The sequence below is a fragment of the Micromonospora sp. CA-269861 genome, assembly GCF_050948505.1.
In the GTDB taxonomy this organism is placed as follows: domain Bacteria; phylum Actinomycetota; class Actinomycetes; order Mycobacteriales; family Micromonosporaceae; genus Micromonospora.
On record NZ_CP192014.1, the window covers coordinates 1288765 to 1315736 of the forward strand.

A 26972-nucleotide genomic window follows, 5' to 3' on the forward strand; every position below is an offset into this window, starting at 1 on the left:
TCGGCCGGGTGATTGGCTACGGAGGGGGACGGTGCGGATGCGGTTCGTGCGGGTGATCGCCGGAGTGCTGCTGTTGGTCGTGGGAATTCCGGCGCTGTTCGCCGGTGGCGGTCTGTGGCTGGTGACCCGACAGGCCGACCCCGGCGGGGCATTCGCCGCCCGCTTCGAAACGGTCCGCACGCCCGGTCACGCGGTGGTGGTCACCGACCTCGATCGACTGCTGCGGCAGGATGCGCCCTTCGCGCGTACCGCGCAGACCCGGCTTCGACTGGACGCCCGCACCACGGGCGGCCCGGCCTTCGTCGGGCTGGCGCCCGCCGCCGAGGTGCGTGGCTGGCTGGAGGCGGTGCCGCACGCCACGGTCCGCCGGGTGGCGCTGGCCCGGGGTCCGCTGCCGGTCCGACTCGATCCGGCCGGTCCGGCCATCGGCACCCCGGGCGTCGCGACGGCCGCCGGGTCGGTCACCCCGCTGGGTCGACCCTTCTGGGTACGCGAGGGGATCGGCGAGCTGGAGTGGAGTGCTGACGACCTCGCCGGCGAACCGATGAGCCTGGTGGTGATGCGCCCTGACGGCGGTGCCGACCTGGCCCTGGATCTGCGCACGGAGTTGCGGGCCGGGTGGACCGGCCCGGCCGCCTGGGGTCTGCTGACCGTCGGCGTGCTGCTGGTGGTGTGCGGGGTGCTGCTCCTGCTGAGGCCGCTGCGCCCGCGCGAGGTGATCTTCGTGGTCGAGCCGGATCAGGTGCCGGTGCTCGCCGGCCGCCTCGGGGTCACCTCGCTGAGTGGCCTGGGCCCCCGGCAACCCGACTCGACCCCGCCGTTGCCGGTACGACAACTCGCCCCGGTCGGCGCCGGAGCCGCGGAACGGCCCCGGTCGGCGATCGGTGCCGCACGCGCGGCCACCCTCGCCGACCTGGACGACCAGGTCCGGCCGCCCCGCCCGCCGGAGGTGACGCTGAGCCTCGCGTGGCCGCCGGCCGACGCGGACGAGTCCACGGCCCGGCCGGTGGCGGTTCCGCCGGGTGACGGCCCGGCCGGCGGCGATCCCAACCGTTGACCGCCCGGCCGGTGGCGGCGGGTGGAACGGCGAGTGGCCCTCCGCGCTGCCGACGCGGAGGGCCACTCTCACCGGGGGATCGGTGCTACCCGAGCGACGCTTGAGGTAGATGAGGACAGGTTAGCCTCGAACGTGGCTACTCGGGAGGTCTGTCCAATTGGTGCGATTTTCCGCACTGAGCCCCGACCGCACCGGCAACGCCGCCAGCAGCAGCAGACTGATCAGCACGTAGGTGTTCTGCAGGACGAAGTCCACCGGGTCATGGGTGTGCACCGCTCCCGCGCCCCAGGCCTGGAACGTCACCACGCCGTAGATGATCACAGCGGTGATGCCCAGCGCGAGCCCGGCCAGCCACCGACGTCGGCCCACCTCTTCCGGACGGTTGGCGCTCAACGCCGCGTCGGCGAGCAGCACCACCGCCGGCACGAACCAGTAGATGTGGTGGGTCCAGGTGATCGGGCTCGCCAGGGAACCGACCAACCCGGTCAACGTCAGGCCCGTCAACGGGTCACCGGCCCGCGCCGCGCGGGCGGCCCGCCACAGCCCGTAGACGGCGACCACCGCGACCACCAGCAGCCAGAGCAGCCGGTCCGGCTTCTCCGGCTCGGTGAACCGGCTGAGGAGGCCGAACAGCGACTGGTTGCCGACGATGTCGGTGCGTCCCACCCGCTCGGTGGTCCACAGCTCGTGCGTCCAGAACCGCCACGAGTCGCTCGGCGCGATCGCCGCGGCGAGCAGGGTTGCCGCCGCCGCCGTCGCGCTCGCCACCGCTGCGGCCCGCCACCGCCGGGTGGCCAGCAGGTACACGATGAAGATGCCGGGAAATAGCTTGAGCGCCGTCGCCAGCCCCACGCCCACCCCGGCCCAGCGTCGCGCCTGCGGTACCGCGAACAGCAGATCGGCCAGGATCAGCACGACCAGCAGCATGTTGATCTGGCCGAAGGTGATCGTCTCGCGGATGCTCTCCACCGCCAGCACCAGCAGGACGGCGGCGACCAGGGTGAACGTTCGGGGCAGGTCGTGTCGGGCGATCACCGGGGCCACCAGCCACCGGGTGGTGAGCACCACGGCCAGCACGGTCAGCGCCGTGAAGATCGCCACGGTGGCGCCGAGCCGCAGCAGGCCGAACGGCCACAGCAGCAGCGCGCTGAACGGCGGGTAGGTGAAGTACAACTCGCCCTGCACCCGGTCGGGTTGGACGTAGTCGTAGAGCGGGTGCCCGACGCGCCACCAGTCCATCGCGGACATGTAGATCTTGAGATCGAAGAAGTTGTGCACGAGGCCGGGCAGGTAGAGCGCTGGCAGCACGGCGGTGAGGGCCACCACCCCGACCAGGCGACGGACCGTACGGCCGCCGGGATCGTCTTCGGTGACGGCGGGCGGTGCGACGGGTTCTGCTGGCACCCCGAAACCCTAGCGGGCCGGTCCGCCGAGAGCGCGCAGCCGCAGGGCGTGGGCTGCGCGTAGGCTGTGCCGGTGGCTGATCTCCTCGTCTGGATCGACTGTGAGATGACTGGGTTGGACCTCGGCAGGGACAAACTGATCGAGGTTGCGGCACTGGTCACCGATCCTGACCTCAACGTGCTGGGTGACGGTGTCGACGTGGTTATCCACGCCGACGAGGCGGCACTGGAGGGGATGCCGGAGATCGTCCAGACCATGCACGCCAAGTCCGGCCTCACCGAAGAGGTCCGCCGCTCGGTGGTCACCCTCGCCGAGGCCGAAGACCTGGTCCTGGAGTACGTCCGCACCTTCGTGAAGGATCCGCGTACGGCTCCGCTGTGCGGCAACTCGATCGCCACCGACCGGGGCTTCATCGCCCGGGACATGCCCCGCCTCGACGCGCACCTGCACTACCGGATGATCGACGTGTCGTCGATCAAGGAACTCTGCCGTCGCTGGTACCCCCGCGTGTACTTCGGCCAGCCGCAGAAGGGTCTCGCGCACCGGGCGCTTGCCGACATCCGGGAGAGCATCCGGGAGTTGGAGTACTACCGGCGCACAGTGTTCGTTCCGCTGCCCGGCCCGGATGTCGAGACCGCCAAGGCCATCGCCGCCGAACTCTGACCGCTGCCGCCTGACCGGCAACCCGCTGGACGTGCCCGGCTCTGGTGTGGCTATTATTGGTCCGCACCCCGCCCGGAGCGATCGACCGGGCGACGGCGGCATGGTGGCTGTAGCTCAGTTGGCAGAGCACCGGGTTGTGGTCCCGGTTGTCGTGGGTTCAATTCCCATCAGTCACCCAGTTGGCTTCACGACTCAGGCCCCCTCTTCGGAGGGGGCCTGAGTCGTTGTGGGGCGAGCCAGGGGCCTACGCGAGAGCCCCCTCCGCAGAGAGGGCTCTCGTCGGATGGGTCAGGCGGTCGGCGTGGGGGACGGGGTGACCGCCCCGTCCGGCGCCGGGGTGGTGGCGTCCGGGTCGGCCGGAGGCTCGTACGGCAGGGCGCTGCCCTTGACGTACTCGTCCCAGCTCATGTTCCAGTCCGTCCAGCCGTTGCCGTTCTGCAGCTTGCGCTCGGTGCCCTTGACCGTGATCGGGTCGCCGATCTGGGTGTTCTTGAAGAGCCAGTCGCCGTTGGCCATCGACACGTTCACACAGCCGTGCGACACGTTCGTGGTGCCCTGCTGCCCCTCGGACCAGGGCGCTGCGTGGATGAACTCCCCGCCCCAGGTGAGGCGCTGGGCGAAGTCAATCTTGGTGCGGTAGCCCTCCTCCGGGCCCAGCTCCTCGAACGTGTCGAAGACCGTCTTGCGCAGTTTCTCGATCACGACCATGGTGCCGCTGGACGACGGGGTGCTCTTCTTGCCGAGGCTGACCGGGATGGTCTTGATCACAGAGCCGTTGCGGGTCACCGTCATCCGCTTGGTCTTGTTGTCCACGGTCATGACGACCGCCGCGCCGATCTTGACGTCCACCGAGAGGTCGGCGCGGCCGTACCAACCCGCACCCATCGGCAGGCCACCCGCCTGGACGCGGTAGGAGACCTTGCTGTCGGGCTTCCAGAACTCCTTCGGCCGGTACCGGATCTCGGTGGGGCTGACCCAGTGCCAGATCCCCTCCTGCGCCGGGGTCGAGGTGACAGTCATCCGGCGCTGCACGTCGTCGCGGTAGTCCTCCGGGATGTTCCGGCTGAACTTCACGATCAGCGGCATGCCCACACCGACCACCTGGTTGTCGCCGAGGAAGCTGCTCACGCGTACCTGATTGCCCGGCTTGGCCATGGTGGTGAAGGTGCTGGTCGCGGTGGCCGGACGCCCGTCGTCGCCGGTGGCGGTCACGGTCGCCGTGTAGCTCGTGCCGTACGCCAGCGCGCCGGCCGGCAGCCACGACTTGCCGTCCTTGGCGAGGGCGCCCTCGACCGTCTTGCCAGCGGCGTCCTTCAGCTCGACCGCGGTCTCCACGGCGTCCTTCGCGGTGAAGGTGATGCCGGTGGACGCCGGCACGTCCTTGGCGTCGGCCGCCGGCTCGCTGATCGTCGCCGCGGCCTTCGGTGCCGGGTTCTCGCCGCCGCCGTGCCACGAGGACGGCTTGCCGCCGTCGTCGGTGCAGGCGGAGGTGAAGGTCAGCGCCACGGCGAGGAGCCCCGCCGCGAGCACACGGCGTCGCCCACCGGGCCTGATCAGCTGGTCCTGGCTAGCTCGCATGAATTCCCTCACAGTCGTGGTCGCTGCCCCATCGTCTCTTACTGACGCGCCAGAGCCCGTCCCGGTTGCGGAGGGTGAACCGAAACACGCCATCAATAGTGCCCGAATTCTGCTACTATCCGGCGTTTCGTGAACCTGGTTCGTCTTGATCTCGGGACGTCCGGGGGTCGCCGCGCCGCGGTCGCGTGGCGGGAGTGCAAGGGTACGCCGGCCCGGCCAACGGCAGGGCCGGCGTAAGGACGGCTCAGACCGCCGGGCCGGCTCCACCGCTGGGCACCGGCAACGCGCTGCCCTTGATGAACTCCGACCAGCTCAGGCTCCACGCCGTCCAACCATTGCCGGCGGCGATCCTGCGCTCGGTGCCCTTGATCGTGATCGGGTCACCGATCCGGGTTCTGTCGAACAACCACCTGGCGTTCGCCATCGACACGTTCACGCAGCCGTGCGAGACGTTCTGCCGCCCCTGCACGTGCTCCGACCAGGGCGCGGCGTGGATGTACTCGCCACCCCAGGTGAGCCGCTGGGCGAACTGGATGTCGGTCACGTAGCGGTTGGCCGGGTCCGGGTCGTCCCGGGTGTCGAAGACCGTGGCTTCCTTCTTCTCCATCACGACCATCGTGCCGCTCGACGACGGGGTGCTCTTCTTGCCCAGGCTCACCGGGATGGTGCGTACCGGCGCGCCGTTCTCGTACACAGTCATCTTCTTGTTGGCGTTGTCGACCTTCATCTCGAACGACCGGCCGATCTTGGCGGTGGCCTTGCGGTCGATGTCGCCGTACTTGCCGTTGCTCAACGGCACGCCCGCCAGGGCGATCCGCACCGTGAGGGTGGTGCCCGGCTTCCAGTACTCCGGGGCCCGGTAGTAGGCCTGCGTGCCGTTGCTGACCCAGTGCCACGCGCCCGGCTGCGGCGGGTCGGTCTGGACGAACATCCGCTTCTGGACCGCCGCCCGGTCCTTCTTCGGGATGCCCGGGTGGAACTCGGTGACCACCGGCATGGCCACCCCGTAACTCTTGTCGTCGAAGAGGTACAGGCCCGACCCGATCGTCGACTTCGGCTTGGCCATCGTGGTGAAGCTGCTGGTGCCCTGGCTGCTCGTGCCGTCCGACGCGCTCGCCGTCACCGTGGCCGTGTAGCGGGTGCCCCACTTCAGGGGGGTGCTCGGCACCCAGGACGAACCATCGGTACGCAGCTTGCCCTGGATCGAGCCGCCGCCGTCCGCCGTCAGGGTGACAGCGGACACCTTCCCGCCGTCCGGGAGCTTCGCGCTGATCTCCGTGCTCACCGGCCTGTTCTTCGTGCCGTTGGCCGGGCTCAGCGTGAGCGGCGGCCCGCTCGGTGTGCTCGGCGTCGAAGGTGCGGCGGAGCCAGGGGTGGCGCTCGCGTCCGTGGACGCCCCGCCAACGAATTCCGGCTTCTTCTCGTCGCCGCATCCGGTCAGTGCCAGCGACGCCGCCAGAGTCAGGGCGCCCACCACCGCCCCGGCTCGCGTGAACCGTGCCATGCCCACCTCTGTTCTCGCGTACCTGGCGGACATCGTGCCGCATCAACGCCGCAACCCACGCCCCGATCTTGGCGGCGGTGGTCGGTTTGGGGCTTTTTGCCGGCAAAGCTCGACCGAAGGGGGGACCCGGGTAACCGAATTGGAGCCGGTGTTGGAGGGGTGCTAATGTTCTCTCCGTTGCCGACGAGCGCCGCTAGCTCAACTGGCAGAGCAGCGGACTCTTAATCCGCGGGTTCGGGGTTCGAGTCCCTGGCGGCGCACCAACGATCAAGGCCCTGACCTGGTGTTTCACACTGGGACAGGGCCTTCTTCGTGTGCTTCTGTGACGCCCGCGCTCATCGTCATACCCCTTCACGATGCTTTGGCCGTCGCCAGCCCTCTGGTCCTGCGGAGGTCAGCGGCGTGGTGCTGGAGTCAGCGGCGTCCTGCTGCCCTGCTAGCCCTACGCTGGCGGCATGAGGGAACCAGCGCGGACCGGACCTGGTAGGTGCTGATGAACCGGCATGCAGAGGCACCTGCCGGGGCGATCCCTGACGCGATTCGGGCTGATGTGGAGACGCTGTGGCGCTACCACGACATGCGCCACGAGTTGCGCCCATGCGATGTGGGGATCGGGTTGGGCAGTCACGATCTCGGCGTGGCCGTAATCGCGACGCGCTTGTTTCACGAGGGCTTGTTCCCAAGGATCGTGTTCACCGGCGCGAACGCCCCAACGACCGTCGAGCGGTTCCCGCGTGGAGAAGCAGTGCACTACCGCGAGTACGCCATCGAGCAGGGCGTACCCGCGGAAGCGATTCTCGTGGAGCCGCGTGCCACGAACACCGCCCAGAACCTGGAGTACTCCCGTCAGCTCCTGACCGAACACCGGATTCCGGTGAAGTCGGTGCTGATCATGTCTCGGCCCTACCAACAGCGTCGGGCCTACGCCACCTGCAAGCTGATGTGGCCGGAGGTCGATGTGGTCTGCGCGTCGAACCCACTCGAACTGGACGACTACGTGGCCAGCATCGGCGATCCGCGGCGGGTGGTGGACATGCTGGTAGGCGACACGCAGCGGATCGAGGTGTACGCGGAGCGCGGTTTCGCGATCCCGCAGGAGATTCCGGACGAGGTGCGGACGGCGTTCGAGCGCCTGGTCACGGCTGGCTACACGAGCCGGCTGATTTGAGCCCAGCTACCAGCGCGGCCCTCCCGACCGGACGCCCATCCGGTCGCTGAGTTCGACGGCCAGTCGGGGTGGCCGGGGGCGGGTGAGGATGTCGCGGACGAGGTCGCGGGAGAGCTGGTGGTAGCGCACCTGGTCAGGGCCGATGACCTCGGCCTCCAGGAGCGCCGCGAGCGCGTCGTCGATGCGGTTCCACCGGGCAAGGGCTCGGGCGGTTTCGATGGCATGCCGTACCTGCCGCTCGACGGGCGCGGTGCTGGTGTCGAGTGTGGCGCCGATGGCGATGGCGCGTTGTACGTCGCCGAGTTCCATCGCCACGGTCGTCTTGTGGATCGACACGTTGGTCGGCCCGAAGGCGGTCCAGACGTGGTTGCCATCGGCGCCGAGCCGCCCTGCGGCGGCATCGGCCTCGGCGATGTGGGTGTCGGCGGAGGCGCGGTCGTCGTCTCGGGCGGCGGCCAGCGCGCAGACGAGGTGCAGGCTGCCGTAGACCGACAGCAGCTGCGGAGTGGGTTTGGCGAGCCGTGGTTCCAGGAACTGCGCCGCCGTGGCTGCGAGGCCACGAGCCTGCGCATATTCGCCGATGGACGCCAGCGAGTGCGCGGCGGAGCGGCTGAGCGAGCCGATGACGACGTGGTCGTGGCTGGCGTTGGCGGCGGCCAGCCCTCGGCTGGCTGCGGTCCACGCGAGGTCACCTTCGCCGAGCTTGGTGAGGAACAACGCGGCGAGCTGGTGGGCGTAGGCGGTCATCGCGTGCGCGCGCTGGCCATCGTCCCCGTCGTACGCCTCGGTGGCGGTGAGGCAGTCGTGGATGAGGTAGGGCAGCCGGCGGGCGAGGGTGCCGTATCGCGAGTGCTGGTAGGCGGTCCAGATCTCGGTGACGTCGTTCTCGATCTCGCGCAGGGCGGGCGCTTCGACGTCTCTCGTGCTGGCCAGCGTCGGCGCGAGGTGACGATAGTCGTGAAGCGCGGCCCGCAAGGCCGGGATGGTCTCGCGCCCTGAGTCGTCCGACCACTCGAACAGGCTCGGTGCACCGATCAGGTCGCCGAGGGACACGTCGAGGGCTTTGGCGATCGCGCGTATGACCGACAGCCGGTCGAGGTCGGCCCGGTTCGTCTCGACCTTGCGTAACCACTCCTGGGTCTTGCCAACGAGACCGGCCAGCACCTCCTGGGAGAGGCCTCGTCGACGCCGGTAGAAGGCGACGCGCTGGCCGATGGTCATGTCTTCCGTCATCCCTCGCACACCATCACCCTGCCCGCTGAAGGCTGCCGGACCCGGTACGGATTTTCCCGGTCCTCCGTACGGACCGCCCCTACGTTCAGTTCACCCGAGATCACCGGCGCGTGTCGATGCCGGTGTCGGGGATGACTAACAGGGAGCTGCAGATGGAGGGATCGATGGGCGGCACACCACACCACGGCTTGGGCCGCTGGCTCGGCCCGTCCTGGAACGAACTGTCTCGGTGTTCTCCCCGCCTGCGTACCGCCATGAGGGCTGCGTGGGTGGGTGATCGGCGGCCTGCTCCCAGCCGCCGTGATGCGGCGGCGGGCTCGCCATTCCCCCGGCGAGCCCGCCGCTCATCGTTCCTGGTGGGGGTGGAGGCATGACGGTGTACGTCTCGCGTAACGCGATGGCCAGCCAGTCCCGGCGCCCCGAGCCCAGGTGGACGTCCTCGCAGGGGCAGGTGCGTCGCGCTGATCCTCCGCTGCTCACCTTCGTGTGGCGTCGGCTGTTCGAGCAGCAGGCCCGCGAGGGCGGTCGCCGGTGACCGGGCAGCAGCGCCGTCTCGCGGCGAACGGGCTCGCGCCAGCCGAGGTGGAACATCTGCCGATGCGCCCGCTGTGGCTGTGCCGCCGGTGCGGGCAGCCATGGCCCTGCGGCGCGGCGAAGCTCGCGCTCCTCGCCGAGTACCGGGAAGAGCCGGTGAGCCTGTTCCTCTACCTGGCCGGCTGCCTGCACGATGCGATCGACGACCTGCATCGGCTCAACCCGAGCGTCACGGGCAGCGCCGCCGACATGTTCGACCGGTTCCTCGGCTGGCCCGCCCGCCACACCCACGCCTACCGCGTCAGTACCACCACGGCCGCCAGCATCGAAGAGGCCTCCTCGTGAACGGCATCGGCCTCATCAACGTCACCGGCCAGCCGGCGGTCGCCGGCAGCTTCCACACCCTGGTCGTGCAGCCGACGAGCTTTTGCAACCTCGACTGCACCTACTGCTACCTGCCCGATCGGAGATCCCTCCGCCTGATGAGCGGCGCGGTCGCGCAGGCTTGCGCCGAGTCGATCGCCCAGCAGAACAGCGGTCATCCGGTGAGCGTCGTGTGGCACGGGGGCGAACCCATCGCCACTCCCATCGGGTTGTTCCGTGACTTATTGGCCCCGTTCGAGGAGCTTCGGCGCGCGGGGATGGTGCGTCACGAGATCCAAACGAACGCGACGTTGATCAACCGGCAATGGTGCGAGCTCTTAACTGTTTATGGGTTCGAGGTCGGGGTCAGCATCGACGGACCGGGCGCGTTGAACCGCAACCGCCTCGACCGGGCCGGCACGTCAACAGACGCCCGCACTCTGCGCGGCATACAGACCCTGGCCGAGGCAGGGCTGAGGTATTCGGTGATCTGTGTAGTCACCCCGGAAACCATCGACCACGCGGAAGCCCTCATCGACTTCTTCACCGGCCTGCCCGGCTGCGAGTCGGTGGGCTTCAACATCGAAGAGCAGGAGGGCGCCGACCGGGCACCGGTGTCGGAGGACGCCGCGTACCGGTTCTGGCAGCGCCTTATCGAACGTCGCGTTGGCGGCAGCCCGCTGCGGATCCGCGACGTGGACCGGTTGGCCGACTATCTCGCCGCCACCCGCGCTGGCCGCGTCGACCACGCGCCGTACGAGCCGATCCCGACCGTCTCTTGGGATGGGCAGGTGGTGCTGCTGTCACCGGAGCTGCTCGGCATCACCGAGCCGCGATACGGCGACTTCATCGCCGGCAACGTCCTTCATCAGCCCATCACCGCCATGCTCGCCCGCGCCGGCGACCTGGGCTACGTCGCCGAGTTCATCGCGGCCCTCAACGACTGCGCCGACCACTGCGCCTTCTACGACTTCTGCCGCGGCGCCCAGGCCGGCAACCGCTACTTCGAGCACGCGACGTTCACCGCCCATGAAACCGCCTACTGCCGGACCACCCGACAGGCCCTCGTCTGCGCCGCCGCGGATCACTTCGCCCCTCAAGGACAAGCATCATGACCAACGCTCTCGCGGTCCTCGTCAACGCCGCACCCGAGCAACTCGCTCGCCTCGGCGTCGACCCGGAGCGGTCGGTAGCGTCGATCGACGCGGCGAAGTTCGACAATCGCCCCGCTTGGGACAACAAGGGTAAGTTCGACAGTCGACCCGGCTGGGACAACTGGAACAAGAAGAAGTAGCCCCACCACGGGACGCGCGGGGTGGTGCTCACCCCGCGCCCACACAGGTTGAGGACACATGCGTACCACCACGATCGGGGACGTGAAGGTCCTGCTGCCGGACCTCGAACCGGACGACCTCGACATCACGACGGACCTTGACGGCGGCCTCACCGAAGCCCTGGCCGAGGGCGCCGAGTGGCGCGGCTCGCACCTGGAGGACGCCCGCATCCGCAGCAGTCTGATCACCGGCGTGGACCTGAGCGAGAGCACCTGGGAGGCCGGCAGCCTCTACGGCTGTGAGATCACCCGCACCGACTTCTCCGGCGCGACCCTGACCGGCGTCACCATCGAACGTTGCGCCATTACCGGCTCCCGGTTCACCGGCACCAGACTCACCGACGTGCGCCTCAAGGACGTCCTGTTCGACGGCTGCCGCTTCGACTACGCCACCTTCCAACGCGTCGCCGCAGCCGGCTCGGTCGCGTTCACCGACTGCACTTTCACCAACGGCGCGTGGTCCTCCTGCCGACTACCTCGCATCGCGCTGCGGTCATGTGACCTCGCCGGACTGGAGTTGGACTCCTGCCAGCTCGACGGCGCCGACCTGCGGGGCAGCCGACTCCAGGGCCTCAAGACGCCGCTGGACAACCTGCGCGGCGTCACCCTCGGCGAGGACCAACTTCCTGACCTCACCCAGCTGACCGTCGCCGCCCTCGGCTTCACTGTCCGCTACAACTGAAGCCAGCCGCTACCGAAGCATGCTGACCTCCCTACGGGACGGTCACCGAGGGCGGGCAGTGTTCTGTTACCTCGACGTGTCCCTGGCCGAGACCCTGCGCCGGCACCTCATCCCGCTCGCATGCCGGTGAGTTCACCGCCGAGCAGATGAGCGGCTGGTACGCCGCCCAGGACGTCCTGGGCTGGCTCGACGAACTCGTCCTCCCCGAGACCACCGGACTGGACGAGGCCGTCAAGGCCATCGCCACTGTGGCCGGGCTACCCCAGACCGGACGCGACGACGACCTGCTACCGAACGTTCCGGCCCGGTAGAGCAGCCCAGCCGGCTGCCTCCGTGACGTCCGGCAGATCGAGCGCAGGGGAGAGGGTGCCGACGTCGGACGGGCTGGCCCCACCAGCGCTGCTCGATCACTTGTGGCTGACCAACGGTTCGGTTGGAAGAAGCTAGCTCCACGCCTTGCGGGTGTCACGGGATGCGATCACATCCATCGGTTCGTCGAGGACTTTCGTTCGCGGAGCGTGTACGACGGTCTGATGCCGAATGCCGCGCGGTAGCTGGCGGTGAAACGGCTGTGGTTGGCGAATCCCCACCGCGCGGCGATGCGGGCCACGCTCGTCACGTCGGGGTCGGCGTCGATCAGCTCGCGGTGGGCGTACTCGAGCCGAACCTGTCGCAGGTATGCCATCGGGGTGGTGTCGAGGTGGCGGCGGAAGGCGACCTGGAGGGCTCGGATGTTGACGTAGGAGGCTGCGGCGATCTCGCTCGCGCTGATGTCCCGGTGGGCGTTGTCGTCGATGAACGAGACAGCGCGTTGCAATGATCCGGGGTGTGCGTCACGGCGGTTCTCGGGGGTCGGGTCGCGGAGCGCGTTGTTGGGAAACGACGCCAGGCTTGTGGCTACGAGGAGGCGGGCGGCGGCTCCCGCTACCAGTGGTTCCTCCGCTGCTGGCGTGCCAACGACGCTGGCGCGAACGTAGCGGAAGGCGGCGCGCCAGTTGTCGGCCGCCTGCTGCGTGGGCGGCGTGTTCGAGGTGAAGTGAATGGGAGTTGCGCGGCGATTCGGAGCGAGGTCGACTTCCAGGGCGAACAGACCGACCGGGATGAGTACGAGGTCAATGTCGACATCGTCGATGACGGCGGTGTACGGCTCGGGAAGGGTGGCCAGGACCGAATCGCCTGCCAGGAACTGCGTCTCGTATCGACGACCGCGGATTGCGGCGGTGCCGTTGACTACGGTACCGAAAGGCAGGGCGGTCATGGGATCTACATCCAGCCGCACGTGCATGGTGAAGGCGGAACGGTGCAGTTCCACTGGTCCGAGGGTGTCCTGCCTCAGGTGAAGGCGGTCCTGCCGCCCTGACGGGGTCAGTTGCATCGATCCGTAGAATGCCTTCAGCAACTCAGATATCTCGTCGGTATTCGTCAGCTCGAAAGAATTCGTCACGGTCGACTCATCAGGCGTGCGAGTCTGGCATCAGTTGTCCTGTCTGCTTGGGCAATTCCTTGGACCGGGTCGCGCCCTGTCGAACGGGCATCAGGCGCTCACCGTACAACAGGCGAGAGCGCTTCCACGCATTCCCAGACAGGGGCAGAACGTGAAGTGTCATCGCGTCTCGGCGCTGTGGATGGCGTTGGGGCGTGTCGCCACGCCGCAGCCCCGCCGTCCGATGCGTTCCACCGACAAACATCCTTGAGAAATTCGTTTTCTGTCCGGGCGCAATAACAGTCGATGCAATCGTGGCGATTTACCATTAATGCCGAGTGTGTCCGATTCAACGCGACAAGGGTTGACCAGGTTGCTGCGGCACCCCGCCGGGCGCCGATCCTGTCCATTGGCCGGATCGTCCGAGGGGTGACCCGAACCGGGGTTTCGTCAACACGAGGAGAGCATTGTGGGCGATGACGATCGTCTGCTCAAACCGTTTGAGGTCGCCGCGCTGTTACGGGTGGATCCCAAGACCGTGACGAGGTGGGCGGTGGTCGGCAGGATAGGAAGCATCCGGACGCCCGGCGGGCATCGCCGCTTCCTGGAATCCGAGGTTCGAGCGCTGCTTGTGAGCGCCGAACCCGTCCACCGGCGATGCCGCACCTGTGGGGTGGTCGGGTGCGGCGTTGCTGGCGACTGACGAACGTCCGGGCGCGGCAGGGAGCCGGCCGTCTGCGGTCGACGCCGCCGCTGCGTGGCCAGGTGCCGGCCTTACACCCGGCCAGGGGCGATACATTCCTCCGGTATGACCCTCGCCGCGATTCGGGAGGACGTCGCCATCATCGACGTCCTTCTCCGGGGCATCGCTGACCGGCCGGTGGACCTGACGGATCCGGACTGGCAGGCCAAGCTGTCAGCCTCAGCGCCGCCTGCGGAGGAGGCCGGGGTGGCAGCCGAGGCCGCGGCGGCCCTGACCGCTCTGCTCGACATCTACGAGTCCGGCGACGAGGCGGCCAGGGACGAGGTCCGTCTGATCTTCCGCGCCCATCGAGCCTTCAGCTGGGGCGTCGGTCTCACCGGCGAGTGGCCGTCGGCGACCGCCGAGTTTCGCCGACGGCTGGTGCACGTCTCCGCCCGGGACCAGTCTGACGATCCGCGCGACGACCTCATGGAGATCTGGCAGTTGTGTGAGTGGGCGCGTGCACGAGGGGTCGACGTCGAGCCCATCGTTCGTGCGGTCGCCGGCATCTCGGGTGAGGTCGACCATCTCGGGATGGGCTCCACCCGCACACCGATCCTTCGGGGCCTGGAACGCCACTGAACCGGGAACGTTGCCGGCACCCGGAGGCGCCGGCAACGCGTTGGACTCAGTTGGCGTGGGTCAGGCGGGTGGTGATGCGCAGGCCCATGAGGGTGTCGTTCATCCACGGCACCCGCTCGCGGTGCAGACCGGCGGTCATCTGGTCGGCCCAGACCTCGTACCGCTGCATCAGCGCGTAGGCGCGGGACCGCGCGCTGGTGATGAGACAGTCGCCGAGTGGGTCACCGGGCAGGTTGGACGAGTCGACAGCGGGTTCGCAGGGCACCTTGAGGCTGACCTGGTCGCGCAGCGGACGGCTGGGGTCGAGCGAGCACGGCGGGGCCCCGCAGAGGGCGTAGTTCCCGCTGGCCCTGGCATAGGCATTTCCGATCTTGGCGTCCGTCGGCATGTTTACCGGAATCTGGTACTGCCCGAACAGGTTCGCGGACAGCACGTCGTCCGAGTCGAGGGCGTTGGGCAGACCCAACCGGGTGTACGCCTGGAGCAGCCGCGCCGCCGTGTTCACCTTCTTCAGGGCGGTCGGCACCGGCCCGCTGACCTGGGTGCTCTGGTCCCGTACCCGGTCGTACATGGACTTCTGCTTGGCCTGGAGGAACCCGCGCAGGGTCGACGTCAGCGTGGTGTCCAGCGCGGTGTTGTTCACGGCCGTCGCGGCGCTCGCGAAGGTGTACCGTCCGGACGGCCACTTCTGGGTCAGGCCCTGCTCGGGCGTGGTCTCGCTGTCGCAGTTGAAGAACTCGCAGTCGACCTGGTAGACCTGCTCGTCCGGCCAGGTGTAGTCGGCGGTCCGAGAGTTCTGCCAGGCCGCGCCGGAGTTCAGCCGGAAGCGGCTGTGGATCTGCAACCGCAGCTTGCCGTAGTGGCGGATCACTCCGGTGCCGTAGCCCGTCGTCCGCGTGTAGACCCAGCTCGGCGTGTAGCAGTAGCCGACCTCGGGCAACTCCCGTACACCGGCGGGCGGTTCGTCGAGGCGCGGCGTGTACGCGTAGTGCAGTGCCCGCACCATGGTCGACATCAGGTCGTAGCGCACGTTGCTGGGCCGGTCGATCTGCCTGCTGCCGCTGCACGAGGGCACCGTCGCCTCGTCGGCCTTCGCCGGTGCCGCGGCGAGCGGCTTGTCGGTGTCCCAGAACAGGTCGTAGTTCTTCAGCGTCTTCACCTGTACGCCGTTGGCGTCCGGCTCCCAGCGGGCCTGGACCTCGTTGGTCCGGACGGCGGCGAGCGCGGTCGACAGCTCGTTGGTGGCGGCGACGTACTCGTTGACCAGCCCGGTGATCAGGCCGTTGGCGTTGCCGTTGGCCGGCCGACCGAAGCTGGCCGCGAGGTCGGCGATGCGGGTGCCCTCCGCCTCGATCTGCGCCGCGCGGCCGGCGCTGACCTGGGCGGCGTACGTCGGGTTCTGCAGCATCAACATCGAGTACGCCTGCGCGCCGAGGTTCCACACGTTCGGGTTGCCGACCGGCGTGGCAGGTTCGGCCATCGAGGGGTCACGCCCGTTGGCCACCCGGGCCAGGTAGTTGATCGACCGGGCCTCGCCGAAGCTGTTCAGTACGGTGGTCGGGTCGATCGCCGGGTTGTCGGCGTCGGTCCTGGGCACCACGAAGGCCGCGCCGCTGGCCAGCTGCGTCGAGGTCAGGTGGAACTCGTTCTCCGGGCCGACGAACTCGTTGTACGTCGGGATCGGTTGACCGAAGTTCTCCAGGTAGCCGACGTACTTGTTGATGTCGGCGCGGGCGTCGTGCAGGGTGGCGTCGCCGATCGCGGCCAGAACGGTGGCGGCGATGTCCTCCAGTCGCAGGCCGAGCTGGGCGACCTGCTGCTGCACGAGGGTGATCTGCGCGGTGTTGCCGGCGATGGCGGCGTTCAGTTTGTCGAACTGGGCCATCATGTTCGCGTACACCGTGTTGATCTGGGCCTCGACCCGCGCGAAGCTGGCGCGCATCTCGTCGCCGAGGGCCCGCACCTCGTCGCGCAGCGCTTTGACCTGGGCAAGGATCTGCGCGTCCAGCGATGGTCCGCTGCTGCCGAAGAGCCCGACGACCGACATCACGGCGCCGAAGATGTTGCCGGTCATCGCCAACGTCGCGGTGCTGAAGATCGAGCCGGCCAGTCCGCGGCCGGTGATCGCGGCCGCGTACTTGGAGATCGCGCTGATCGTGGTGAGGACCGCCTCGCCGATCACCTTTGACTTCTTGCCGGCGTCGGGGTCGGCGAACCCGATGAGTGTCGACACCATGCCCACCCCGGCTTTGACGTCGGAGATCGTCTGCTGCCGCTCCTTGTCCCGGTCCTCCGCGGCCTTCTTGGCCGCCGCGGTGCACGCGGGGCTCGGCGGCCCCTCGGGTGGACACTTCTGGTTGTTCTCGCCGATCTCGAGACGGATCTCCAGGCTCAGGCCGAGCAGTTGGGCGTGCAGGGAGGCCAGTTGCTGCTTGGCGGCCGCGACGTACGCCACCGGGTCGCCCTGCAGCGCCAGGATCGCGTCGAGGTCGACGTGCGAGAGTCCGGGATCCTGCCGGAGTTCCTCGTAGCTGCTGGTGATGTCCACGCCGATCGGCGCACCGAGGACGGCGTTCCAGGCGGTGGCGAACGTCGCGCTCGCCGCCCCGGCCTGTCGGGTCGCGGACCACACCGCGGCGAGAGCGTCATCACGACCACGCAGCCACTGGGCGGTCCGCAGCGCGCCGGAGGCGAGCTCCTCGCGGGTGTCCCACGGCTCGACGGTCTTGCCGATCACGGACCCGACCAGGCCGGTGATCTCCGGCGAGGTCCTCGTGTCACCGCCGGGCGCGCCGAGCAGGATGTCGACGGACTTGAGCAGCAGGTCCTGCTCGGGCAGCAGGAGGTCGAACGCGGTCAGTGAGCTGTCCAGCAGCTGCTGGCGTGCCGTGAGCTGGGTCTGTGCCTGTGCGGCAGTGGTGTTCGGGTGCAGCCGGTGCCACTGGACGAACTCGGCCGACAGCACGGCGGTCTTGATCCGAGCGGGGCCCTGGAGATGGATCTCGGCGACCTGACCGAAGGCCCGGTCGGTGAGCGCGGCCTGAGGGACGGGGACGGGGACGGGATCGGCCGACGCGGGTTCGCCGAAGAGCACGCCTGCCGTGGTGACCGCGATCAGCGCCACCACGGCAGTCCCGCGCCTCGTGCGCGAGGAACGTTTGGTTGTCATGCCGCGAACGTATTGAGCGGCCTGAAAGGGCGCTGAAACCGCGCTGACGCGCGCAGGGGTGCCGCTCAGCCGGCGTCGGGGGACGCGCCGGACACGTCGAGGGCCGGCGCCACGACGGCGATCGCCCGGTCCATCAGCTCGGCCAGGTGCTGCTCGTCGTCGCCGGGCTGCCACTGCTGGAGCACCGTGTCGAGCGCCAGCAGGGCCATCCCGGCGGCCATCCGCGGGTACGGGTCGGTGTGCGGGTCGAGGCCACAGCGGTTGGCCAGCTCGGCGGCCAGTTCGGCGCGCCACTGGATCTGGCGTTCCAGCCAGCGGGCGTGCAGCGCAGGGGTGTCCAGGATGAGTCGGACGACGACCCTTGCCCGCTCGGAGTGCTCCGGGTGGTCGTTGCAGGCGGCGAGCGGAACCCAGAGGGCGTGGCGCAGCGCGACCGACGGCGGCTCGGCGGATGGCCGGGCGGCGAGTTCGGTGATGATGCCTCCGCTCGTGTCAGCCAGGAACCGGACGACCACGTCCTCTTTGGACGCGAAGTAGCGGAAGAACGTACGCCGCGACATGCCGGCTGCCGCAACGATGTCGTCGACGGTCACCACGTCGAAGCCCTTGGTGGCGAGCAGCATCAGGGCGGCGTCGCGCAGCTCGTCGGCGACGAGCTGGCGTTTGCGTTCGGCCAGGCTGCGGTCCGTACCGGATCTCATCCGCCGATGCTACGTCAGGTGATGCCAGTGCTGGCACTGGAAGCACTGCTTGACACTCAGTGCCACCGATAGCACAGTGGGGCGCATGACTGTCAATGGCTGGTCCACCAAACAGATCCCCGACCTGAGTGGCCGCACCTTCGTCGTCACCGGTGCCGCGGCGGGCCTCGGCCTGGCCACCACCCGGGCGCTCGCCGTCCGCGGTGCGCGCGTCGTCCTGGCCGTCCGTGACGAGGCGAGGGGCCACCGGGTGGCCGCCGAGATCGACGCGGCCCGGCCCGGCGTCGACCTGGAAGTCCGGCGGATCGACCTGGCCGACCTCGACTCGGTGCGGATGTTCGCCGACGGGATGCACGCCGACCACCGTCGGGTGGACGTGCTGATCAACAACGCCGGGGTGATGGCCCTGCCGCGCACCCTCAGCCCGCAGGGGCACGAGGTGCAGTTCGCCACGAACCACCTCGGGCACTTCGCTCTCACCGGGCTCCTGCTCGACCTCCTGCTGGCCGGCCGGGACCCACGGGTGGTCACTGTCACCTCGGTCAACCACCGGCAGGCGAAGGTGCGCTTCGCCGACCCGACCGGCGAGCGGGGCTACTCCCCGATGGGCTTCTACAACACGTCCAAGCTGGCCAACGCCATCTTCGGCCACGAGTTGCACCGACGGCTCAGCGCCGTGGCCAGCCCGCTGGGCAGCTTCCTCGCCCACCCCGGCTACACCGCGACGAATTTGCAGACCAGCGGCACCACGCCGATCTGGCGGCTGCTGCTGGGCCGGATCGGCAACCCGCTGCTCGCCCAGCCGGTCGACCGCGGCGTCTGGCCGCAGCTGTTCGCCGCCACGGACCCCGGGGCGCAGCCGGGCCAGCTCGTCGCCCCCGACGGGCCGGCCGAGCTGCGCGGCCACCCCGCGCCGGCGACGCTCTCCGCAGCAGCGACCGACCCCGAGCACGGCCGCCGTCTGTGGGAACTGTCCGAACAGGCCACCGGCGTACGGTTCGGCGCGCTGCGACCGGCGAGCTGATCGCGGAGCACCCAGCGCCCGTCACATCCCGTCGCGCTGGATCGTCCAGGGGGCGAGCACACACAACGGAGGAAATATGTTCGCTGCCTATGTCACGGTCACCATTCTCGCGTCGATCTTCACCGGCATCGCGGCGGTCACCTACCTGATCGGTCACGACTATCCGAAGGCCCAGGCGGACATGAAGCGCGTGCCCCGGTCGTGGGTGCCACGGTTGGGCGTGGCGCTGGCGGCAGGCTCGGTGGGGTTGCTGGCCGGCTTCGCCGTACCGCTGCTGGGCACCCTCGCCGCCGCTGGGCTGGTGCTGTACTTCATCGGCGCGCTCATCGCGCACCTGCGCGTCGGCTCCCGCCAGTTGGTGGGGTGGGCCGTATTTTTCGTCACCGTGGTGGCCGCACTGACAGTGAACGTGCTCTACCACTGGTAGATCGTCGGCTCCCACGCGAGGGCACACGGGGTGTTGCTGAGTCATTGGCGTGCATCTATAGTTGCGCGGATCACAACAATCATGGCCGTGGTGACGCGGCCGGGTCGTCGAAGCGCTTCGACGATTCGTCGTTCAGGCCCGTCAGCCGGGTGTCGAGCCTGGTCACGCCGGTCTCGGCGCCCCCTTGGGCGTCTGTCGTACGACATGAGGAGAACCGCATGCGGAAGTGGCGCCTTCGGCGCGGAATCACCGCGCTCGCGCTTGCCCTGCTAGCCCTACCGGCCGTTCCCGGCACCGCGCTCGCCGACCCCACCTACCCGTTCCGAGACCCACGCCTGCCCGTGAACGAACGGGTCGAGGACCTGCTCGGCCGCCTCACCCAGGACGAGAAGATCTCCTGGTTGCACCAGTACCAGCCGGCCATTCCCCGACTGGGCATCGGCCTGTTCAAGACCGGCACCGAGGCGCTGCACGGAGTGGCGTGGTCCACCGACATCGACAACAACGGCGCGGTGGTCAAGGCCCGCGGCACCGTCTTCCCGCAGCCGGTCGGCATGGCGAGCACCTGGAACCCCGACCTGATCCGGCAGGTCGGCTCGGCCGTCGGCGACGAGGCGCGTGGCTACCACGCACAGAACCCCCGGGTCTGGGGGCTCAACCTCTGGGCGCCGGTCGTCAACCTGCTGCGTGACCCCCGGTGGGGCCGCAACGAGGAGGGCTACTCCGAGGACCCGCTGCTCACCGCCGCGATCTCCACCGCGTACGGCTCGGGGATGACAGGCGGTGACCCGAACCACCTGAAGAGCGCACCGACCCTCAAGCACTACCTGGCCTACAACAACGAGGTCCGGCGCGACGTGACCTCCTCGAACGTGCCGCCTCGGGTGCTCAACGAGTACGACCGCGCCGCCTTCAGGCCGGCCATCGCCGCCGACGCGGCGACCGGGATGATGGCCGCGTACAACCTGGTCAACGGCCGCCCCGCCACAGTGGACCCTGACCTGGCGACGGTGGTCCGCGACTGGACCGACCAGCCGCTGATGAATGTCACCGACGCCTGGGCGCCGAACAACCTCGTCGGCTCGCAGGGGTACTACGCGACCCAGGCCGAGGGGAACGCCGCGATCATCAAGGCCGGCCTCAGCAGCTTCATCACCGACGACACCAACGCGCAGCCGACAATCACCGCCATCAAGCAGGCGCTGTCGAGCGGCCTGCTCACCGAGCAGGACATCGACGCCCGGATCCGCGAGATCCTGAACGTCCGGTTCCGACTGGGTGAGTTCGACCCGGGCGGCGGCCGGTACGGCGGCATCACCCCGGACGTCATCAACAGCCCCGAACACCAGCGACTGGCCCGACAGGCCGCCGGCGAGGCGATGGTGCTGCTGAAGAACGAGAGGCAGGCGCTCCCGCTGGACCCGGCCCGGACCCGCAAGGTGGCGGTGCTCGGGCCGCTGGCCGACACCCTCTACTCGGACTGGTACGGCGGCGACCTGCCGTACCGGGTGACGGCCCTCGGCGGCATCCGCGAACGGTTGGGCAGCTCGGCCAGCGTGAGCGGGCTCGACGGGGCGGACCGGATCGCCCTGAAGGACACGGCGACCGGCCGGTACGTCTCGGCCACCGGCACCACCGACGCCGACCCGGTCCTCGGGACTGGCGCGACCCCGGCGCTCGTCGCCCAGTTCGACGTCGTCGACTGGGGACAGGACGTGGTGACGTTGCGCAACGCCGCCAACGGCCGCTACCTCGGCTACAACTGGGGACCGTTCGTCACCCGCGACGAACAGCCGAACGGTTGGTACGTGCAGCAGCAGTTCAAGCTGGAGCCGCAGGCCGACGGAACGGTGGTGCTGCGCTACGTCGGCTACGAGACCAAGGAGAGCTGGTTCGGCGCCGACACGTACGTGACAATCGGCGCCGACGGCGCCCTGAAGCTCGGCGCATCCACCCCGGCCGCAGCTACCCACTTCAGTCGCGAGGTGATCAGCAGCGGGATCGACCGGGCGGTGGCCGCGGCCAAGGCCGCCGACACCGCCGTGCTGGTGGTCGGCAGCAACCCGTTCATCAACGGCCGCGAGGCGCACGACCGGACCTCCACGGCGTTGAGCGCCGGCCAGGAGGCGCTGGTCAAGGCCGTGGCCAGGGCCAACCCGCGCACCGTGCTCGTGCTCCAGACCAGCTACCCGGTCACCATCCGATGGGAGCAGGAGAACGTACCGGCAATCGTCTGGACCACCCACGCGGGCGCGGAGACCGGCCACGCGGTCGCCGACGTCCTCTTCGGCGACCGCAACCCGTCCGGCCGGCTCACCCAGACCTGGTACCGGTCGGACGCACAACTACCGCCGGACCTGCTGGAGTACGACATCATCTCGTCCGGGCAGACCTACCTGTACAGCCGCGCCAAGCCGCTCTACCCGTTCGGCCACGGGCTGTCGTACACCCGCTTCCGGTACGGCCAGCTGCGTGCCGGTGCCCAGTCGGTAGCGGCCGACGGCACCATCACTGCCAGTGTCGACGTGACAAACGTCGGCAGTCGGGCGGGGACCGAGGTCGTTCAGCTCTACACGCACCAGCGCACCTCGCGGGACACCACCCCGATCCGCCAGCTCAAGGCCTTCCAGCAGGTGACACTCGCGCCCGGGCAGACCCGTACCGTGACAGTGCGCCTGCCCGCCGCGGACCTGGCGCACTGGGACGTCACCCGCAGCCGGTGGGTGGTCGAGTCGTCCGTCCACGACCTGATGGTCGGGGCGTCCGTCGAGGACATCCGGGCCCGCGCCGCGGTCCGGGTCCGCGGTGAGACGATCCCGGCCCGTGACCTGTCCCGGCCCACCAGGGCCGAGAACTTCGACAGGTACGCGGGGGCCCGGCTCGTCGACGAGACGAAGCCCAGCGGTACGGCTGTCGGTGCCACCGCTGCCGGTCAATGGATCTCCTTCGACGGTTCCGCGCTGCGGGCCGACGCGCGTACCTTCACCGCGACTGTCGCCAAGGCGGGCGCGGGTGCCGGCACGATCCAGATTCGGCTGGGCTCGCCCACCGGCCGGCTGCTCGGCACGGCCACCGTGCCCAGCACCGGCGACGACTACCGGTACGTCAGCACCAGCACCGAGTTGGCCCGGGCAGTCGGCACCCACGACGTGTACCTGGTGTTCGACTCCCCGCTGCGGCTGGCGCAGTTCTCCATCAGATGACCGGAGCCCGGGGCCGGGTCGATCGTCGACCCGGCCCCGGGGCTGTGCTCGTCAGCTCGCCGTGCAGGTGAGCGTCGGTGTGCTGGGCGTGCCGGTGGACGAGCCGAGGAAGCCGAACGCGGTGCTGGCGCCGGCACCGAGTGCGCCGTTGTAGGCGACGTTGCGGGCGGTGACCGCGGATCCCTGGCTGGTGACCGTCGCGTTCCAAGCCTGGGTGATGCTCTGGCCGCCGGCGAAGGTCCACGTTACGGTCCAGTTGCTGATCGCCGAGGTGCCCGCGGTGACCCGTACCTCGCCCTGGAAGCCGCCGGTCCACTGGCTGGTCACCGCGTACGCCGCGGTGCAGCCGGCCGCCGGCGGTGGTGTGGTGGGCGGCGGTGTGGTGGGCGGCGGCGTCGTGGGCGGCGGTGTGGTGGGCGGCGGCGTGGTGACGGACCCGCCCCAGCCGGCGGTGGAGTCCAGCCAGGCCGCGCGTCGCAGCATCCAGTCCCGCATGACCTGGACCTGCCCCTGCCAGGTGGGCGAGGTCGGTGTGCGGAAGAAGCTGACCGTCGGCGCCGTCAGGTTGGGCCAGCGTTGGAAGTTGCGCTGGGCCGCGTTGGTCAGCGGAGTCGCGAGCGCGTTGATCCGGGTCTGGAGCGCGGCGTCGGAGAGCAGGCCGCGTCGCAGCGTCTGCCAGCGCGATCGGGCCTGGTTGACGAACGCGGGATCGCGCAGCAACTGGGCGAACCAGTCGTTGGCCGACGGCTGCCGGGTCTGCTGGTGCTGCCAGCCCGACACCTGGTCGTTGGCGAAGAAGCCACCGACGCCGAAGCTGAGGTCGAAGTCCCACAGCGGACCCGCGAAGATCTTGCTGTCCCGGTCCTTGTAGAAGTGCGAGCTACGGACGTAGGCGTCCATCTCCCTGCTCAACTCGTTGACGATCATGAGGTCGATGAACGAGTCGACGTCGATGTACCTGCGGTATCCGGTGGTCGGGTCGGCGAAGGTCGACGAGTGCAGCACGTCGTGGAACTCCTGGATGTGCCCGCGCAGCCAGTCCCGCTGCTGCGGTTGCAGCGGCGACGGGTCGGCCACCTCGAGGTAGTTCCAGCAGGTGGCCGCCGGACCGGTGCACGGCAACGTCGGCTCCTCGGCCGCCATCCACTCGAACTTCCAGATGTACCCACCCTGGATCTTCGGCAGGGTCACGTCCTCGGAGTCCAACTGTTTGAGGTCGAGGCGGTCCTTGGAGTTCTTGATCGTCTCCATGAACATGTAGACGCCCATGTAGTCGCTGGCACCCACCGGGGCGGCGTCAGTGTTGAGATAGAACTCGGCGAACGCGTAGCGCGGAGCCGGCAGCCCCATCTCGCGTCCGAGGTCGTAGACGAGCGCCTCGCGGATCAGCGCCTTGTCGGGGAACGGGCCGCGCAACACCCAGTCGGAATCGGCAGGCATGCCCAGCACCGGGTGGTCGGCGTCGTCGTCCTCGTTGTCCCAGAACTCGACCCGGAACGGCGTCTTCTCGAACGTCGCCGACGAGTTGCCGCGCAGCCGGAATCCCGCTCGGGTGCTGAGCGTCGGAGCGGCCGACAGCGACGTGGTGCCGCCACCCGCCGGTTCGAAGATCATGGTGGTGGCGTCGAAGTACTCACGGTCTGGCCGGCCCGCACCGTACGAGTCGATCAGCACCACCGGCAGGTCATGGGCGGTGGTGACGTTCTGCGCGGCGTACATGGCGGTGCCGGGCGCGCCAGTTGGTGTCTGGCCGACGAACGCCTGCGCCCGTAGCTGGGTGGTGCGGGTGAAGCGCAGTGCCGAGCCCGAATAGAGCGACGACTGGGCGGTGGGCGGTTGCCCGTTGGTGGTGTAGCGGATCTGGGCGCCGCTGACCGTGCTGCCCAGCGTCACCGCCACCTCCCCCTGGAAGGTGCCGCTGGGCACGGAGAAGGTGATGTCGCCGACCAGTTCGTCTGCCGCGGCCGGTGCGGCGGCCGCATCGGCGGCCTGGGTGCCGGCGAGGAGTTCGGTGACGGGTCGGGCGGCCTGGTGGGCGGCGACGGGTCCGGCGCCGGCCTGTGGTGGGGACACCACGAGGAGGCCCGCGACGAACACGGTGGCGGCGGCGATCCCGGCGGCACGAACGGCCGCCGCCGGAACACCTGTGGTGCGGATGGTCATGCGCACGATGCCTCCTGTTCTGATCGGATGGGAACTGTCAACTCCTGGAGCGCCGCGGACGGGCTGGCGCGGAAGTGGCGGCGAAGCGTCCGTCGCCACGGCACGTCTGGAAGGTCCAGGCGGAGAGCCGCGAGACCGGTCGCGTACTTCGAGATGCGCACGGGCCGGATGCCCTGCTGCCACAGCGTGCGGTCGACAAGCGACGGGGCCGAACTGGTCTTGGTCTCGACCACGGCGATGCCTGGCAGTCGCAGGGTCCGGTCACCGTCCTGCCAGGTGAGCCCGGTGTCGATGGTGACCCGGCTCGCGGTCGCCGGCAGCAGCAGAGTGGAGCGACGGTAGCTGGTGACCAGCACCGGCTCGAGTGGCCTGGCCGCGAGGTCGGACAGGATCGACTCCCGGGCGAGCACCTCGTCCACGAACCCGCGCCCGGACCGGACGGTCCGCCGGTCCTCGGCGAGATACGGCAGTCGGTGCTTGGTGACCCGCCCGCGCGCCCCGCTGATCTTCACCTCCAGCCAGCACTGAGCCGAGTCGAGGTAGGTCCGGGTCCGTACCTTGAAGCGCCTGCGTCGCCGGTACGCCGCGCAGTGGTAACTGGCCAGGCAGGGCGTGTCGAAGTACACCGACTCGTACCGGAAGGTGCGCTCGCCATCGATCTCCAGCACCCGGGCGTACGGGGTGAGCTGGTCCAGCAGGTGCGGCAGCTCGTCCACCGCGATCACGTACTTGCGGTCCACTCTGCTCTGCAGCGCCGCTCGGTCGATCACCTCGGCGAGTGTGATCGGCGCCAGCCTCGCCAGCAGTGGCGCGGTCATCGAAGCGCTCCGGCCCGTACCGATTTGCTGGTGCCGGCCGCCGCGCTGCGCCGGGCCACCGAGTAACGGACATCGACCACGGTGGTCTCGTTGACCATGTCGAGCCGCTGGACGATCGCGTTGTGCACCCGGGCATTGAGCAGTTGCTCCAGCTGGGCGACGAGAGCGACGTGATCGGTGACGGCGGAGTCGAGCACCATGATCTGGTGCCGGTAGTGCCGCAGCAGTCGCCGGTGGTCGCCCACGAACATCACCGCGACGATGAGTGCCATCAGGCCACCGCTGAGCCAGACCGAGGTGGTGCTGAGTGCCCCGAGAATGCCCAGTGCGAGAGCGGAGAAGTAGTACGCGACCTCGTGCTGGTCGAGCTCCGTCGACCGGAGTCGGATGATGGAGAGCACCCCGAACAGCGCCAGCCCCAGCCCGAGCCCGGCGCCGACGTCGCTGGCGCTCAGCGCGCTCGCCACCGCGAGAACGCCGACGTTGACCCCGAGGTAGGCGACGACCAGGTCGCGCCGGCGGTGTCGTGGGAAGTAGAGGCCGAAGACGAGCAGCGCCACCGCGCAGATGTCGATCGCGAACAGGACGAGCTGCGACATCGCTGGGGTTCCTCCCGGTCACCGCCGGAACGCACCGACGCCGAGCCGCCGTCGCTGCGTGGCGACCTGCGGAAGGTGGCCGGACCTCCGGACTACTTTTTCGGTAAACTTTCGGTATTTCGCTGGTGACTGTAAGCAGAACATCAATGTAAGTCAATGCGTGATCGGTGCGTGCGTTCGGGTCCCCTGGCCGCTCGGTGGTGGTCCGGTGCGGTTGACGTGGGCATGCTCGGGGCGCCGCATTAGGGCCTGACGTCGCCGAAACTTTCGGAGTCTTTCGGATGTCCCGGTTGGACGTGCGGTCAGTGCTCGAGGCTCGCTGCGTGCCATCGGTTCCTGGTGGCGGGTTGATCGTCGGCCCGGCCCGACTCTCTCGGCGCCGCCAGCGTGGGCGGGAGTCAGTAACTGCGGTCCTATGGAGTTGATGCCGCAAACGAATCAGGCGGGAGGGTGGGCCTGGTGGTGGTGTCGCGAGGGTTGGGCGAGGGCCGCGTGGTGCTGGTGTCGCGAGGGTTGGGCGAGGGGGCCGCGTGGTGCTGGTGTCGCGAGGGTCGGGCGAGGGGGCCGCGTGGTGCTGGTGTTGCGAGGGTCGGGCGAGGGGG

The 26972-nt window shown here is 69.2% G+C and carries 22 protein-coding genes, 2 tRNA genes and 3 pseudogenes; 16 read left to right on the forward strand and 11 right to left on the reverse strand.

Going from position 1 to position 26972, the window contains the following annotated elements; translation table 11 throughout:
• Positions 1-37: 37 nt before the first annotated feature.
• Complete coding sequence (locus ACQP0U_RS05915; protein ID WP_433320641.1) at positions 38-1057, forward strand: hypothetical protein; 1020 nt, start codon at positions 38-40, stop codon at positions 1055-1057.
• Between the two features lie 120 nt (positions 1058-1177).
• Here ACQP0U_RS05915 and ACQP0U_RS05920 read toward each other — a convergent pair whose 3' ends face one another.
• The gene (locus tag ACQP0U_RS05920) at positions 1178-2461 is read right to left on the reverse strand and encodes a glycosyltransferase 87 family protein (RefSeq protein ID WP_433316470.1); all 1284 of its coding nucleotides are present in this window, start codon (positions 2459-2461) and stop codon (positions 1178-1180) included.
• Between the two features lie 66 nt (positions 2462-2527).
• Between ACQP0U_RS05920 and orn the strand changes: the two genes are divergently transcribed.
• Together orn and ACQP0U_RS05930 are read left to right on the forward strand one after the other, a co-directional pair.
• Positions 2528-3124: an oligoribonuclease gene (gene orn, locus ACQP0U_RS05925; protein ID WP_433316471.1), complete on the forward strand. Its 597-nt coding sequence runs from the start codon at positions 2528-2530 to the stop codon at positions 3122-3124.
• Positions 3125-3227: 103 nt separating this feature from the next.
• Positions 3228-3300: transfer RNA gene (locus ACQP0U_RS05930), tRNA-His, on the forward strand.
• Between the two features lie 112 nt (positions 3301-3412).
• Here ACQP0U_RS05930 and ACQP0U_RS05935 read toward each other — a convergent pair.
• Positions 3413-4702, reverse strand: coding sequence for an Ig-like domain-containing protein (locus ACQP0U_RS05935; RefSeq protein ID WP_433316473.1), 1290 nt, complete (start codon positions 4700-4702; stop codon positions 3413-3415).
• A gap of 244 nt (positions 4703-4946) precedes the next feature.
• Entirely contained in the window at positions 4947-6206 is a 1260-nt protein-coding gene (locus ACQP0U_RS05940; RefSeq protein WP_433316475.1) for an Ig-like domain-containing protein, read from the reverse strand.
• A 187-nt stretch (positions 6207-6393) separates the two neighbouring features.
• Between ACQP0U_RS05940 and ACQP0U_RS05945 the strand changes: the two genes are divergently transcribed.
• Both ACQP0U_RS05945 and ACQP0U_RS05950 read left to right on the forward strand, forming a co-directional pair.
• A tRNA-Lys gene (locus ACQP0U_RS05945) sits at positions 6394-6469 on the forward strand.
• A 224-nt stretch (positions 6470-6693) separates the two neighbouring features.
• On the forward strand, positions 6694-7374 hold the full coding sequence (locus tag ACQP0U_RS05950) for a YdcF family protein (RefSeq protein ID WP_433316477.1): 681 nt from the start codon (positions 6694-6696) through the stop codon (positions 7372-7374).
• A gap of 6 nt (positions 7375-7380) precedes the next feature.
• Here the strand turns inward: ACQP0U_RS05950 and ACQP0U_RS05955 are convergent, their stop codons facing one another.
• Positions 7381-8607 carry a helix-turn-helix domain-containing protein gene (locus ACQP0U_RS05955; RefSeq protein WP_433316479.1) on the reverse strand — a complete coding sequence of 409 codons (1227 nt, stop codon included), beginning with the start codon at positions 8605-8607 and terminating at the stop codon, positions 7381-7383.
• A gap of 370 nt (positions 8608-8977) precedes the next feature.
• On the opposite strand from ACQP0U_RS05955, the gene amcA (ACQP0U_RS05960) reads away from it, so the two are divergent.
• The 6 genes and pseudogenes from amcA (ACQP0U_RS05960) to ACQP0U_RS05985 all read left to right on the forward strand — a co-directional run.
• On the forward strand, positions 8978-9142 hold the full coding sequence (gene amcA / locus ACQP0U_RS05960) for a multiple cyclophane-containing RiPP AmcA (protein ID WP_327031735.1): 165 nt from the start codon (positions 8978-8980) through the stop codon (positions 9140-9142).
• Complete coding sequence (locus ACQP0U_RS05965) at positions 9139-9486, forward strand: hypothetical protein (protein ID WP_357127532.1); 348 nt, start codon at positions 9139-9141, stop codon at positions 9484-9486. The genes amcA (ACQP0U_RS05960) and ACQP0U_RS05965 overlap by 4 nt, the downstream gene beginning before the upstream one ends.
• The gene (gene amcB, locus ACQP0U_RS05970; RefSeq protein ID WP_433316482.1) at positions 9483-10619 is read left to right on the forward strand and encodes a cyclophane-forming radical SAM peptide maturase AmcB; all 1137 of its coding nucleotides are present in this window, start codon (positions 9483-9485) and stop codon (positions 10617-10619) included. Before ACQP0U_RS05965 ends, amcB begins: the two co-directional genes overlap by 4 nt.
• Complete coding sequence (gene amcA / locus ACQP0U_RS05975; protein WP_357558568.1) at positions 10616-10798, forward strand: multiple cyclophane-containing RiPP AmcA; 183 nt, start codon at positions 10616-10618, stop codon at positions 10796-10798. The genes amcB and amcA (ACQP0U_RS05975) overlap by 4 nt, the downstream gene beginning before the upstream one ends.
• Before the next feature lie 58 nt (positions 10799-10856).
• Positions 10857-11519 carry a pentapeptide repeat-containing protein gene (locus ACQP0U_RS05980; protein WP_433316484.1) on the forward strand — a complete coding sequence of 221 codons (663 nt, stop codon included), beginning with the start codon at positions 10857-10859 and terminating at the stop codon, positions 11517-11519.
• Positions 11518-11830: pseudogene (locus tag ACQP0U_RS05985) on the forward strand (hypothetical protein); the annotation flags it as partial. The gene ACQP0U_RS05980 and the pseudogene ACQP0U_RS05985, both read left to right, overlap by 2 nt.
• A gap of 167 nt (positions 11831-11997) precedes the next feature.
• Here the strand turns inward: ACQP0U_RS05985 and ACQP0U_RS05990 are convergent.
• A complete protein-coding gene (locus ACQP0U_RS05990; protein WP_433316486.1) occupies positions 11998-12963 on the reverse strand; it encodes a helix-turn-helix transcriptional regulator in 966 nt (321 codons plus the stop codon).
• A gap of 448 nt (positions 12964-13411) precedes the next feature.
• Here ACQP0U_RS05990 and ACQP0U_RS05995 point away from each other — a divergent pair, with 448 nt between their 5' ends.
• Both ACQP0U_RS05995 and ACQP0U_RS06000 read left to right on the forward strand, forming a co-directional pair.
• Positions 13412-13645 carry a BldC family transcriptional regulator gene (locus ACQP0U_RS05995; protein ID WP_433316488.1) on the forward strand — a complete coding sequence of 78 codons (234 nt, stop codon included), beginning with the start codon at positions 13412-13414 and terminating at the stop codon, positions 13643-13645.
• 105 nt (positions 13646-13750) lie between these two features.
• A complete protein-coding gene (locus ACQP0U_RS06000; RefSeq protein WP_433316490.1) occupies positions 13751-14266 on the forward strand; it encodes a hypothetical protein in 516 nt (171 codons plus the stop codon).
• A 46-nt stretch (positions 14267-14312) separates the two neighbouring features.
• Here the strand turns inward: ACQP0U_RS06000 and ACQP0U_RS06005 are convergent, their stop codons facing one another.
• Complete coding sequence (locus ACQP0U_RS06005; protein WP_433316492.1) at positions 14313-17435, reverse strand: hypothetical protein; 3123 nt, start codon at positions 17433-17435, stop codon at positions 14313-14315.
• 65 nt (positions 17436-17500) lie between these two features.
• A complete protein-coding gene (locus ACQP0U_RS06010) occupies positions 17501-18136 on the reverse strand; it encodes a TetR family transcriptional regulator (protein ID WP_433316495.1) in 636 nt (211 codons plus the stop codon).
• A gap of 85 nt (positions 18137-18221) precedes the next feature.
• On the opposite strand from ACQP0U_RS06010, the gene ACQP0U_RS06015 reads away from it, so the two are divergent.
• The 3 genes from ACQP0U_RS06015 (at position 18222) to ACQP0U_RS06025 (ending at position 22790) form a co-directional block, all read left to right on the forward strand.
• The gene (locus ACQP0U_RS06015) at positions 18222-19160 is read left to right on the forward strand and encodes an oxidoreductase (RefSeq protein WP_433316497.1); all 939 of its coding nucleotides are present in this window, start codon (positions 18222-18224) and stop codon (positions 19158-19160) included.
• 76 nt (positions 19161-19236) lie between these two features.
• A complete protein-coding gene (locus ACQP0U_RS06020) occupies positions 19237-19587 on the forward strand; it encodes a DoxX family protein (RefSeq protein ID WP_433316499.1) in 351 nt (116 codons plus the stop codon).
• Positions 19588-19805: 218 nt separating this feature from the next.
• Positions 19806-22790, forward strand: a complete 2985-nt coding sequence (locus ACQP0U_RS06025) for a glycoside hydrolase family 3 C-terminal domain-containing protein (RefSeq protein WP_433316502.1) — start codon at positions 19806-19808, stop codon at positions 22788-22790.
• A 51-nt stretch (positions 22791-22841) separates the two neighbouring features.
• Here ACQP0U_RS06025 and ACQP0U_RS06030 read toward each other — a convergent pair.
• From ACQP0U_RS06030 to ACQP0U_RS06045, 4 genes and pseudogenes are all read right to left on the reverse strand, one after another.
• Positions 22842-23231, reverse strand: a pseudogene (locus ACQP0U_RS06030) (cellulose binding domain-containing protein); the annotation flags it as partial.
• Between the two features lie 78 nt (positions 23232-23309).
• A pseudogene (locus tag ACQP0U_RS06035) lies at positions 23310-24953 on the reverse strand (CotH kinase family protein); the annotation flags it as partial.
• The gene (locus ACQP0U_RS06040) at positions 24950-25771 is read right to left on the reverse strand and encodes a polyphosphate polymerase domain-containing protein (protein ID WP_433316504.1); all 822 of its coding nucleotides are present in this window, start codon (positions 25769-25771) and stop codon (positions 24950-24952) included. The pseudogene ACQP0U_RS06035 and the gene ACQP0U_RS06040, both read right to left, overlap by 4 nt.
• A complete protein-coding gene (locus ACQP0U_RS06045) occupies positions 25768-26370 on the reverse strand; it encodes a DUF4956 domain-containing protein (RefSeq protein WP_091393400.1) in 603 nt (200 codons plus the stop codon). The genes ACQP0U_RS06040 and ACQP0U_RS06045 overlap by 4 nt, the downstream gene beginning before the upstream one ends.
• Positions 26371-26972: the final 602 nt, after the last annotated feature.